This window comes from Zhenhengia yiwuensis, assembly GCF_014384995.1.
Taxonomy (GTDB): Bacteria; Bacillota; Clostridia; order Lachnospirales; family Cellulosilyticaceae; genus Zhenhengia; species Zhenhengia yiwuensis.
Genome location: NZ_JACRSY010000001.1, coordinates 238,313 through 251,281, shown reverse-complemented (window position 1 = coordinate 251,281; position 12,969 = coordinate 238,313). Strand labels below are relative to the sequence as shown.

Here is a 12,969-nt window from a genome sequence, read left to right as displayed (position 1 = left end):
AATATTTATAGTAGCCAGCTCTTGATACATTTAGTGTTTTGCACGCCTTCTTGATGTTATATTTTCCTTGATTTTCTTTCAGATACTGAAATCTTACTTGTTCCTTTGCTTCAAGAAGGCCTGGTATTTTTTTAGTAGTTCAAGTTCCTTCTTTAGTTCTAAATTCTCCTGTTTTAATTTCTTTATTTCATACTGACATGAATAAAGTGCGGTCCCATGACCTGGGAATGCACTTTCTCCATACTCTTCATATTCATTTATCCAGCGATACAAAGAATTGTAATGAATAGATAGTTCTCGAGCTGCATGGGAAACAGACATATCATCTTCAAGAACTAATTTCACTGCAGCAATTTTAAACTGTTTATCATAACTTCTTCTCATAAGTAGACCACCTTTCACTATTTTATCTTAACTTTGTGTCTACTTTATCATACCATGCCCAAGTTTTTATTTTTTTAGTTGTCTACTTGACGGGTAGCAGTTCAAACTTAGCACCTTTTATTTATTTGTTATTTTATTCTGCTGTTGCACCGCCACCGCCGGCACCTGCACCGCCACCAGATTCTCCAGCACCTTCTGATGCAGAGGATGCTTTGTCGCTACCTTCTGAGTTTTTATTGTTTTCAGGTGAATTAGGGCTTCCATCCCCACCATTATCATAAGTTGGTGCATTTTCACCTTCTGGTTTTTGCTCCTGAACTTGCTTATCGTCTGTGATGCCTTTATCATCTGTTGTTGTATTTGGGTTACCGTTGCCATAGTTATTGGCACTGACTTCACCATTAAAGTATTGTTTATAAGCTTGATCTGCCATAGCCATAAACTCTGTAGAAGTCTGTGTTGCACCTGTTACAATATCTACTGCTGTTGGATTTTGTACAGCAATAAGATTTTGGCGAAGCATTTCCTGTGCTTCTTTAGCACTCACACCTGTCTTTTCTTTCATTGTTGAATTGTATTCTTCATCATCAGATTTCTTAGCGCCATTATCATCAATGTAGTCAAAATAAACCTCTGTCAATGTGTCTCCATTGAAAGTGAGTCGCATATGAGGGAACCAGCCATATTGGTCTTGTTGTCCTTCCAGTTCTACTACTTGCCCATTAGCTGCTGCATCTACTTTACCTTGGTCATCTCTACTACAGCCTGTAAGTAATAGACTAAATCCAAGGCTTACAATGAGCATGGTCATGAATTTCTTCATTATACTGCCTCCTTAATTCTCATTTGAAAGATATAGTTTTCTATAAGGTGTAGTTTCCCTCAAAAGAAAAAGACTATGCATCTTTTGGCATAGTCTTTTTAAATGATTTATACTCTATTCGTTTAAGGCACCGCGAAGTTCTGCTAAATTTTTAAATCCGTAACGTTCCATATATTCCACAAGTTCACGTTTAATATCTACTGGTGCTGTTGGATTAACAAGTGCTGCTGTTCCTACTGAAATAGCATCTGCACCAGCTAAGATAAACTCTGCGGCATCTTCCCCTGTCATAATGCCGCCAAGTCCAATAATTGGCACATTTACTGCACGTCTTACTTGGTAAACCATACGTACTGCTACTGGCTTAATAGCTGGTCCTGAGAAACCACCCATTTTATTTGCTATTACAGGACGCATACGATGGACATCAATTTTCATCCCAAGGAGTGTATTGATTAAAGAAATTGCATCAGCGCCTTCCGCTTCTACAGCTTTTGCAATCTCTGTAATATCTGTTACATTTGGTGAAAGTTTAATAATAAGAGGTTTCTTAGAAACACGTCTTACCTCTTTTACAACGCTTCCCGCTAAATCGCATTGTACACCAAAACCAATACCACCTTTTTTAACATTTGGGCATGAAATATTTACTTCTAATGCATCTACATCTGTTTCACTTAATTTTTCTACTACTTCACAGTAATCTTCAATACTACGTCCTGCTACGTTTGCAATGACTTTTGTATTAAACTGTTTAGCAAATGGTAATTCATGTTCAATAAAGTAATCTACTCCTGGATTTTGAAGACCTACAGAGTTGATCATCCCACCGTAAGTTTCTGCAATACGCGGTGTTGGATTACCTTCCCAAGGAACATTGGCAATACCTTTTGTAATCATTGCACCAAGTTCATTAAGATCATAGAACTCACTACTTTCTCTTGGTGAGAAAGTACCTGATGCTGTTGTAATAGGGTTATCTAAAATAAGTCCCCCACCAATATTTACGCTTAAGTCTATTTTACTCATTACCAAGCTACCTCGCTTCCTAAAAAGACAGGGCCGTCTTTACACACTTTCTTTTGCTCATAGCCTACTTCATTTGCAGCTTTTGTTTTACATACACAGCCTACGCAAGCACCATATCCACATCCCATACGTTCTTCTAAAGAAACTTGTACAGGTTTACCTTTTGCCTCACAGAAAGCAGCAAGTGCACGAAGCATTGGTTTTGGTCCACAGCTGTAGTAGTAGTCTCCTACTAAGCCTTTCTCTTCCATAAGCTCTACAACATTTCCTTTAAAGCCATGTGCACCACTATCTGTTGCTACATAAACTTTAACACCAAGCTCTTCTAAACGTTCATGTAAGAATGGTGCCTCTCTAAATCCAATGACTGCAATTTTTTCACCTTCAAGGTGTTTTGCAAGTTCTACAAGTGGTGGTACACCAATGCCGCCCCCTACAAGAATGTGTACCTTAGCATCTGCTGGTGTAAAGCCATTCCCAAGGGCTGTTGTAAGTTTAATAGCATCCCCTACATTGTAGCTTGAAAACTCTTTTGTCCCTTTTCCTACTACACCATATACAAGTGTCAGTGTATCTGTGCCAATTTCACAAATACTAATTGGACGAGGAAGAAGCATACTTTCTGATTTTGTATAAAGGTTTACAAATTGGCCAGGAGCTGCACTTTTTGCAGCTTCCTCCTGGCGAATAACCATTTTATAAACATCTTTTTCAATCATTTCATTTAATAGGACTTTACCTAATACAACTTTTTTACTCATCTCTTTTATCTCCCATGTTGAAGATACCTGTTTGTTCGATTGTTAAATCTTTTACCGTAATATCAGCCATTGCACGTAATGTATCAAGTGATGTTACGATTTGAAGTGATGATTCGATAGCATGACGTCTAATTTTGAAACCGTCACGTGTTGAGTCATTCCCTTTTGTTGGTGTGTTCACAAGCAGATCAATTTCACCACTTCTAATAAGGTCGATGATTTCATTGCTACCTTCTGAAAGTTTACCAACTTCTCTTACTTCCATGCCATTTTCTCTAAGTTTCTTAGCTGTTCCTTCTGTAGCAATGAAGTTATAGCCAAGTTCATTAAAGCGTTTAGCAATTTCAATAAACTCATCTTGGTCGTATTTTTGGATTGTTGCAAAGATTGTACCTTGTTTACTTGGAAGTTTTTTGCCTGCTGCGATAAAGCCTTTGTAAAGTGCCTCTTCGATTGTGCTTCCAATACCAAGTACTTCCCCTGTAGATTTCATTTCTGGTCCAAGGCTTACTTCTACTCTTGGAAGTTTTTCTGTTGAGAATACTGGTACTTTTACAGCATAGAAGTTTTCTGGTTCTGGATAAAGATCAATGCCATAACCTAAGTCTGGTAATTTATCTCCTAACATACAACGTGTTGCAAGATCGATAATTGGTACACCTGTTACTTTTGAGATGTAAGGTACTGTACGGCTTGAACGAGGGTTTACTTCAATGATGTAAAGTTCATTTTTGTATTCGATATATTGGATATTGATCATACCAAGTACTTCTAGCTCTTTTGCAAGAAGACGTGTACATTCAATAATTTTTTCTTTAATTCTATCTGAAATATTTACACTTGGGTAAAGTGTTGTACTATCTCCAGAGTGGATACCTGCTCTTTCTAAGTGTTCCATAATACCTGGGATTAAGATATTTTCACCGTCGCAAATTGCATCTACTTCGATCTCGCGTCCCATAAGGTAACGGTCAATAAGAACTGGATTTTCTGGGTCACGGTCAAAAGCATTTACAAGGTATCTTGAAAGCTGTTCTTCTTCAAATGTAATTTCCATACCTTGACCACCAAGTACGTATGAAGGACGTACAAGTACTGGATATTCAAGTTCTGCTGCTACTTTAAGACCTTCTTCTACAGACCAAATGGCTTTACCTTTTGGACGTTTGATTTGAAGTTTTTCTAAGATTTCATCAAACTTCTCACGGTCTTCTGCTGCATCAACTTGTTTTGGTTGTGTACCAAGTACTGGAATACCCATTTTGTCACAGAACTTAGCAAGTTTAATCGCTGTTTGACCACCAAACTGAAGGATAACACCTTTTGGTTGTTCTTTCATAATGATGTGGTAAGCATCTTCATCTGTAAGTGGTTCAAAGTAAAGTTTATCTGATGTATTAAAGTCTGTGCTTACGGTTTCTGGGTTGTTGTTTACGATGATTGTTTCAATACCGCGGCGTTTAAGCGCTTGAACAGCATGTACAGAGCAGTAATCGAACTCAATACCTTGACCGATACGGATTGGACCTGAACCCATAACCATAACTTTTTCACGGTCTGATACAACAACTTCATCGATTTCATCATAGGTTGAGTAGTAGTATGGAGATTCCGCTTCAAACTCTCCACCACATGTATCAACCATTTTATAGACAGGCATGATGTTCCATTTAATGCGAAGTTCACGGATATCATCTTCTGTTACACCAATGAATTCTGCAATGGCTTTATCTGCAAAACCACGACGTTTTAATTTGCGAAGGTATTTTGGTGTAAGATCTTCATATTCCATTTCTTTAAGTTTTTCTTCTTGTTCTACAATCCATTTGAAACGTTTTACATAGAAGATATCCATACCTGTGATTTTACATACTTGTTCTTCTCTATAGTGCATACGAAGCATTGCAGCAAGTGCAAAGATTCTTTCATCATCTGCTGTAATTACTTTTTCTTTAAGCTCGTCTAAGCTACACGCTTCAAGTTTTTTATGTTCAAAGCTAAATTGACCGATTTCAAGTGAACGAAGCCCTTTAAGGAAAGCACTTTCAAAGTTATTTCCGATAGCCATGATTTCACCTGTCGCCATCATTTTTGTACCAAGTGTACGTTTAGCTGTGTAGAATTTATCGAATGGCCATTTTGGAATTTTAACAACGCAGTAGTCAAGTGTTGGTTCAAAACATGCGTATGTTTTACCTGTTACGGCATTTTTGATTTCATCAAGGCCATAACCAAGTGCGATTTTAGCTGATACTCTTGCAATTGGATAACCTGTTGCTTTAGAAGCAAGTGCTGATGAACGGCTTACACGAGGGTTAATCTCGATAATAGCGTATTCAAAGCTGTCTGGGTTAAGAGCAATCTGTACGTTACAGCCCCCACGTATATCACAAGCTGAGATAATGTCAAGTGATGCACGGCGAAGCATTTGGTATTCTCTATCTGAAAGTGTTTGAGATGGTGCAACTACGATACTATCCCCTGTATGGATACCAACTGGGTCAATATTTTCCATGTTACATACTGTAATAACTGTGCCGTATTGGTCACGCATTACTTCGTACTCAATTTCTTTCCAGCCTTTAATACATTTTTCAATAAGAACTTGGTTTACGCGTGATAAGTGGATACCACTTGCTGCGATTTCACGAAGTTCGCTTTCTGTTTCGGCAATACCACCGCCAGTACCACCTAATGTGTAAGCTGGTCTTACAACAACTGGGTAACCGATTTTTCTAGCGAAAGCTACAGCATCTTCTACAGATTCTACGATTTCACTTTCGATAACTGGTTGGTTAATTCTTGCCATTAAATCTCTAAAGAGTTCCCTATCTTCCCCTTCTTTAATAGCAGAGATTTGTGTACCGATGACACGTACACCATATTTATCTAAAATTCCTTTATCATGAAGCTCTACAGCAAGGTTAAGACCTGTCTGTCCACCTACACCTGCAAGAAGACTGTCTGGTCTTTCTTTTGCAATGATTTTTTCAAGCATCTCAGCATTAAGAGGCTCGATGTAGATTTTGTCAGCGATTTCTCTATCTGTCATAATTGTCGCTGGGTTAGAGTTTACAAGGACAACTTCAATACCTTCTTCACGAATAGCTTGACAAGCCTGTGTTCCTGAATAATCAAACTCCGCTGCTTGCCCAATTACAATTGGGCCTGATCCGATTACTAATACTTTTTTAATACTTAAGTCTCTTGGCATTATAGTTTTCCTCCTTGCATTACCTTAATGAATTCGTCGAAGATGTGTGCTGTATCTGTAGGTCCTGGACATGCTTCAGGGTGGAACTGTACGCTGTAGATGTCAAGCTCTTTAAAGTACATACCTTCTACTGTGTTGTCATTTAAGTTTGTATGTGTCACCACTGCACCTTCTGGAAGTGTGCTTACATAGTAGTTATGGTTTTGTGATGTAATGTATACACGGTTTGAAATATGGTCTTTAACTGGATGGTTACAACCATGGTGACCGAATTTAAGTTTTGATGTATCCCCGCCAAGTGCAAGTGATAAAAGTTGGTGCCCAAGACAGATTGCTGTAATTGGCTTTTTACCAACAATTTCTTTAATCATATTGACTACAGTCGGTACATCTTTAGGGTCAGCTGGTCCATTTGATAAGAATACACCATCTGGATTTACTGCAAGTACCTCATCAGCTGTAGCATCATATGGGAATACTGTTAATTTACATCCTCTTTCATTGAATGAACGTACGATATTTTGTTTCATACCGCAGTCAATCATAGCTACATGAAGGCCGTCTCCTTCTACTGTATAAACTTCTTTTGTTGTTACTTCTGGTACTGCATGTTGGTTATTGAAGCTATCAATTTTAAGTTTGATTTGACTTGGTGTAAGTTCTCTTACTGCGATAATGGCACGCATTGTTCCGTGATTTCTAAGTACTTTTGTAAGTGCTCTTGTATCAATGCCTTCAAGACCAATAATTTTTTGTGCTTTAAGGTAACCATCAAGTGTTAATTCGCATCTGAAGTTGTTAGGGAAGTCACATTTTTCTCTTACGATGAATGCTCTTACGTGTGCTTTAGTTGACTCCATATCTTCAAGGTTTACCCCATAGTTCCCGATTAATGGATAAGTCATAACAACCATTTGACCATAATAAGATGGGTCTGTAAGAATTTCTTGGTATCCTGTCATCCCCGTATTGAATACAACCTCACCGATTGTCTCTTTAAGGTATCCGAAGGCTTTACCTTCAAATACCATACCATTTTCTAGTATTAATTGTGCTTTCATATTAACCCATCACTCCTTGTAAGTCATTTCTCATTGCAATTACTGCTTTTCTTGAAGCTTTAGCAAAATCTCTTTCGCCAAATTCTGTATCATTTTTGTAGGCTGCAATAATGCCTCTTGAAGAGTTTACAATGCTTCCTAAACCATCTTTATCAAAGAAACCTTTAAGGTTTTCAGCTGTTCCGCCTTGTGCACCATAACCTGGCACAAGGAAGAATGTATGTGGCATACGTGCTCTAAGTTCAGTACCTTGTTCTTTATGTGTTGCCCCAACAACTGCACCAACACGGCTATAACCCATATCTCCCATAGTAAGCTCGCCCCACTTACTTACTAAATCTGCTGTTTTATCATAAATTGGCATTCCATCTACTAATAAGTCTTGAATTTCACTACTACTTGGATTACTTGTTTTAACAAGGATAAATAAGCCTTTATCTTGTTTGTTACATGCTTCGATAAAAGGTTCAATGCCGTCAAAGCCCATGTATGGGTTAAGTGTTACGGCATCTTCTTGCCATAAATCAAAGTGCTCACCTTCAATGTCTACCCCAGCGATATGACCTGCATAAGCTGCTGCTGTTGAAGCAATATCGCCTCTTTTAATATCCCCAATTACGATAAGACCCTTACTTTTTGCATATTCACACGTTTCCATGTAAGCACGAAGCCCTTCTAAACCATATTCCTCATACATAGCAATTTGAGGTTTAACTGAAGGAATGAGGTCATAAACTTCATCAATGATTGCTTTATTGAACTTAATAAACATTTCTGCTACAGCCTTAGGTGTTCTTCCATAGCGCTCTAGCATTTCTTCCTTAATAAAGGTTGGAATCATGCTATAAGTTGGATCAAGTCCTACTACAGTTGGGTTTTGTAATGTTTGTATTTTGGTGAGTAATCTATCAATCATGGCTCTTCTCCTCTGTTTTCTTAATCTACTATTTCTAATTTCTATTATACTACTTATCTACAGTCATAGTGAATATTTATTTATAGTTGTAAATATTTATTTATAGTTGTAAATATTTATTTATTTTTGATATACAATTTTTCCATCTACTAAAGTTACTTCAACATCTCCGTATACTTCCATGCCGTTGAATGGTGTATTTTTACCTTTTGAAACAAATGTACTTGAATCAATTACATATGGTGTATCAACTTCAATGATTGCTATATCTGCTGGTGCACCTACTTCTAATCTACCTGCTGGATGATTAATAATTTGTGCTGGTTTATAGCTCATTTTTTCAATAAGTTCAAGCGGTGTAAGGATACCTGTTCGAACTAAGTGTGTGTAGCTTAATGCAAAACTTGTTTCAAGACCAACAATACCAAATGGTGCTTTTTCAAGCTCTACATTTTTCTCATCATAATGATGTGGTGCATGATCTGTTGCAATAACATCAATGATACCTTCTTTAAGTGCACGCTTCATAGCTTCTACATCTTCGCTTGTACGAAGTGGAGGGCTCATTTTTTTGTTAGCATCGTAGTCTCCTAAAATACTATCATCTAAAATAAAGTAGTGAGGTGCTGTCTCTGCTGTTAAGTTGTTCATTCCCCATACTTTTTTACCCATTTCAATAAGGTCAATACTTCCTTTTGTACTCATATGTGAAAGGTGAAGTTTTGCACCTGTTGTACGTGCTAAGATAATATCACGTGCGACAATAACTTCTTCTGCATCGCGTCCGATTCCTTTAATGCCAAAGATCTGTGCATTTACACCTGCATTCATAGCACCACCTGAAAGGTTACGGTCTTCCGTGTGTGAGAAAATTGGAAGGTCAAAAGGCTTAGCATAGCTCATACCTTTTTTCATAAGGCCTGCATCTGCAACTGTTTTACCATCTTCGCTAATTGCACAGATACCATGTTCTTTCATTTTACCGATATTAGCGAGGCTTTCTCCTTCTAAACCTTTTGTGATTGCCCCTACTGGAAGTACTTTAACACCATTTGCACGTTTTGCCATTGTATTGATGTATTCTACAACACATTCATTATCAATCACTGGGTTTGTATTTGGCATACAGCACATAGTTGTTACGCCACCTTTAGCTGCTGCATTACAACCTGTTTCAATTGTTTCTTTGTGCTCAAAGCCTGGCTCTCTAAGGTGTACATGAAGATCAATTAAGCCTGGTACTACCCATTTTCCCTCTGCATGAATGACATTCATGCCTTCTTCATCTACATTTCCAATTGCGGTGATAACCCCATCTTCAATAAGGATATCTGCGATTTCTTCCATTTTTGTACTTGGGTTAATAACTAACCCGCCTTTTATACAAGTTTTCATTATTTGCCTCTCCTTTCATTAAGTAATGCTAAAATAGCCATACGTACTGCTACTCCGTTCATAACTTGCTCATCGATTACACTTACGTTGCTGTCTAGTAATTCTGGCATCAGCTCAACCCCACGGTTAACTGGTGCTGGATGCATTAAAATAGCATCTGGTCTTGCTAAGCTGAACATTTCTTCATCTAAACCATAAATTTGGCTGTATTCTCTAAGGTTAGGGAAAAGGCCACCTTTTTGACGTTCCATTTGAATACGAAGTCCCATTACAACGTCTGCATCTTTAAGAGCTGCTTTAAGGTCATGTGTTACTGTAGCACCTAATGCTTCCATTGTGCCTGATGCAAGCGTGCCGCATCCTGCGAGTGTTACATTAGCGCCTAACTTTTTAAGCCCGAACACGTTAGATCTCGCTACACGACTATGTGCAATATCTCCTACAATTGTTACATTTAAATCTTTAAAGCTTCCTTTTTTATCAAGCATTGTATAGAAGTCTAAAAGTGCTTGTGTAGGATGCTCATTTGCTCCGTCTCCTGCATTGATTACAGATGCTTTTACATTTTTAGCAAGTAGATGAGGGGCTCCGCTTAAACTATGTCTCATAACCATAAAATCTATACCCATTTGGTCTAGTGTCACACCTGTATCTACAAGTGTTTCTCCTTTTTGTACACTACTTGTTGCTACACCTAAGTCAGTTACCATAGCTCCTTGATAAAGACCAGCCATGTTAAAGGATACTTTTGTACGCGTGCTATTTTCGTAGAATAAGGTAATCATGCTTCTACCCTTTAAAGTATCTTCTCTTAAACTAGCATTTATAATTTTTGCTTTCATTTCTTTTGCAAGTTCTAAGATACTCATGATTTCACTTACTTCTAAATCCCTAATACCTAGTAAATCTTTACTTTTCAACATTTTTGTATCCTCCTTTTGGCAAATAAAAAAGGCAATAAAAAGACCTACGTCTTTCCATTGCCTTTAAGCGTCTAAAAAACTTTACCCGAAACCAGACTACAGCCTTAACCTTTGTTAAATCTATAACCTATTTCTTCTATCTAAATGCTTATTGAATTGTCTATAATCTTTATCTAAACCTGTCATTTGCTGTAATGTCTGGTTAAATTTTTTCATTCATTTCGTTTCCTTTTTGATCTCACGGGATCAAGCTTAAAGGCGTATGTTACTATTTAATTTTCTGTTTCATATAGTAACATAGTCCTTTTAAATTGTCAATAAATTCTATTTAAGTATATTTTAAAATTTCCTCATTCCTTTGTAGGACAACCCATGCACCGTTTTCTAAAAGTTCCTCTTCTGTCCTAAATCCCCAAGAAGCACCTAGTCCTTTAACCTGTGCATTTTTGGCTGTCTGCATATCTACATCTGAATCTCCTATGTATAATACTTCATCTGACACCCTCTCATACTTTGTCATAATTTGACGAACGACTGTAGGATCTGGCTTATGTGGAATGCCTTCTCTTTGTCCCCATACTTCTATAAAAGTATCTGGCTTAAAGCATGCCCTAACAACTCGTAAAGCCTGTGCATGAGGTTTATTGGTAACAACAGCTAACTGTATACCGCTCATTTTAAGCTTTTCTATGGTTTCAAGTATTCCCTCATAAGGTTTTGTATAATCGGTTAAATGTGCATCATAATACGCAATAAAAGATTCTTTAATTTTATTAATTTCTTCCTCGGTACGGGCCTCACATGGTAAAGCTCTTTCAATAAGTTTATAAACGCCATTCCCTACAAAATATTTATAGGCCTCTATAGGATGCTGCGGATAGCCATGCTCCTTAAGTGCAACATTGGTACTCACAGCTAAATCTTCAAGTGTATTAACGAGTGTGCCATCTAAATCAAATAGAATTAATTTAATTTTATTCATTAAGCTTCCTCCATTCTTCTCTTATTTTAACATTGTATAAGTTTTTTACATACTCTTTCATAAAATATTCTTAAGTTCTTCTCCTTATAAAACACCCCATATTTAAAAGGCTAACACTCTATAAAAGGGAACCACTTATATAGGGTTCCCTTTTGTCTTTCACCTAGGTTTAGCTCTTTTCTTAAGCCTTTTCCTTTAATACTTAGGTTGAATGTTTCTTATAATCAATCCACTTCGAGGCGATGATGGAATATTTGTAAGACTATAACTTAAATCTTGTTTAGGAATGTCAAATTTCATTTTATGGATTAGAAAGTCTAAGCTTACCTTCATAAGTTCTATTGTGATCCCTTCACCAGGACATCTATGCCCTGTAACTAAGTTGCCTCCACCTTGAGGAATAAAGTCAAATACATGTGCTCCCTGGTCTTTAAAACGTTCTGGTCTAAAAACATAGGGGGCATTCCATATATCCTCATTGTGGTTAGTACCATAAATATCAATAAGAACAAGTGTCCCTTTCTTAAATTTACATCCACGCCATATAAAGTTTTTACGTACGATTGCTCCTAAAAAAGGTGCAAAAGGATAGTAACGTCTTACTTCCTGTACAAACATTTCTAAGTCACGCTCATCACCTTGGCCTAACTTTTCTTTAGAGTCTTCATGCTCATAGAGTGCTAAAGCTGTAAAAGTAATAAAGATTGAAATAGCAATAATAGGACGTAGCAGATTAATCAGTTCTATGGCTGCCATTTGAACATCTAGTACATTTCCTTCTAAGTCTTTATAAGTAGCTGCCTGATAGAGCGCTAAATGGGGTACGATGTGTCTCTTTCCTGTCCTAACCTCTTCAATCAAGCCTTTTATACATGCCTCAGTTCTCGTCCTTGCCCTTTTTCCTTGCCAATACTTTGGTCCTACTGCTCCTATAGCATTCACCATGGCGTAAAAATCGTCTGCTCGCCTTTTAACCTCGGATTGCCCTAAAGGTACACCCGCCCACTCGCATACTGCCTCACACAAAATATATTTGACTTCATCTAAAAGTACAATCTCATCAGTAGCTTGCCATCTTCTAAGTGCCATCTGCCACTTTATCTTTGTAATGCTTACTAGCCTTTTTTGACCCGCTTCATTAAGTAGGTCTAAGAAAAATAGCCTTCTATGCCTATGCCTTTCATCATCCATCGTTTGAATCGCATTAACACCAAAGAGTGTCTTCTGTATACGTTTAGGTAAGGCTCCTTTTCTTTGAAAGAGTTCTTCATTATAAAATAATTTTGCTGCATGCTTCCCACTTATACAAATTACTTTTTTACCTAATAATCTTGTTTCAAAAATAGAAGATTGATAAGCCTTCACCCTATTAGGAATAAAGAGGTAGCCCTCCTTTAATAACTTAAGCGTATGGTCTATCCCTTTCTCCTGAGGGATTATCTTATTGGTCAACATATCCCTGCACGTTCCTTTCTCCCTTA

At 37.4% G+C, this 12,969-nt stretch carries 11 protein-coding genes; all 11 read right to left on the bottom strand.

The annotated features are described in order from the left end of the window. Window positions 1–93: 93 nt before the first annotated feature. The 11 genes from H8718_RS01095 to H8718_RS01045 all read right to left on the bottom strand — a co-directional run bounded on the left by H8718_RS01095 (window position 94) and on the right by H8718_RS01045 (window position 12,943). The gene (locus tag H8718_RS01095) at window positions 94–384 is read right to left on the bottom strand and encodes a transposase (RefSeq protein WP_249331194.1); all 291 of its coding nucleotides are present in this window, start codon (window positions 382–384) and stop codon (window positions 94–96) included. Window positions 385–517: 133 nt separating this feature from the next. Beyond that, window positions 518–1,207 carry an FMN-binding protein gene (locus H8718_RS01090; RefSeq protein ID WP_177671121.1) on the bottom strand — a complete coding sequence of 230 codons (690 nt, stop codon included), beginning with the start codon at window positions 1,205–1,207 and terminating at the stop codon, window positions 518–520. A 114-nt stretch (window positions 1,208–1,321) separates the two neighbouring features. Continuing rightward, entirely contained in the window at window positions 1,322–2,227 is a 906-nt protein-coding gene (locus H8718_RS01085) for a dihydroorotate dehydrogenase (protein ID WP_408646542.1), read from the bottom strand. A gap of 8 nt (window positions 2,228–2,235) precedes the next feature. Next, window positions 2,236–2,997 carry a dihydroorotate dehydrogenase electron transfer subunit gene (locus H8718_RS01080; RefSeq protein WP_177671123.1) on the bottom strand — a complete coding sequence of 254 codons (762 nt, stop codon included), beginning with the start codon at window positions 2,995–2,997 and terminating at the stop codon, window positions 2,236–2,238. Next, window positions 2,990–6,211, bottom strand: coding sequence for a carbamoyl-phosphate synthase large subunit (gene carB / locus H8718_RS01075; protein ID WP_177671124.1), 3,222 nt, complete (start codon window positions 6,209–6,211; stop codon window positions 2,990–2,992). The genes H8718_RS01080 and carB overlap by 8 nt, the downstream gene beginning before the upstream one ends. Continuing rightward, window positions 6,211–7,272, bottom strand: a complete 1,062-nt coding sequence (locus H8718_RS01070) for a carbamoyl phosphate synthase small subunit (RefSeq protein WP_177671125.1) — start codon at window positions 7,270–7,272, stop codon at window positions 6,211–6,213. The genes carB and H8718_RS01070 overlap by 1 nt, the downstream gene beginning before the upstream one ends. Before the next feature lies 1 nt (window position 7,273). Next, window positions 7,274–8,188 (bottom strand): orotidine-5'-phosphate decarboxylase, encoded by a 915-nt coding sequence (gene pyrF, locus H8718_RS01065; protein ID WP_249331193.1) that lies wholly within the window; start codon window positions 8,186–8,188, stop codon window positions 7,274–7,276. A gap of 120 nt (window positions 8,189–8,308) precedes the next feature. Further along, window positions 8,309–9,583, bottom strand: a complete 1,275-nt coding sequence (locus tag H8718_RS01060) for a dihydroorotase (protein WP_177671127.1) — start codon at window positions 9,581–9,583, stop codon at window positions 8,309–8,311. Next, window positions 9,583–10,506, bottom strand: a complete 924-nt coding sequence (locus H8718_RS01055) for an aspartate carbamoyltransferase catalytic subunit (protein ID WP_177671128.1) — start codon at window positions 10,504–10,506, stop codon at window positions 9,583–9,585. The genes H8718_RS01060 and H8718_RS01055 overlap by 1 nt, the downstream gene beginning before the upstream one ends. A gap of 328 nt (window positions 10,507–10,834) precedes the next feature. Then, window positions 10,835–11,488, bottom strand: coding sequence for an HAD family hydrolase (locus H8718_RS01050; RefSeq protein WP_249331192.1), 654 nt, complete (start codon window positions 11,486–11,488; stop codon window positions 10,835–10,837). 195 nt (window positions 11,489–11,683) lie between these two features. Further along, window positions 11,684–12,943: a cytochrome P450 gene (locus H8718_RS01045; protein ID WP_249331191.1), complete on the bottom strand. Its 1,260-nt coding sequence runs from the start codon at window positions 12,941–12,943 to the stop codon at window positions 11,684–11,686. Between the last annotated feature and the right edge of the window lie 26 nt (window positions 12,944–12,969).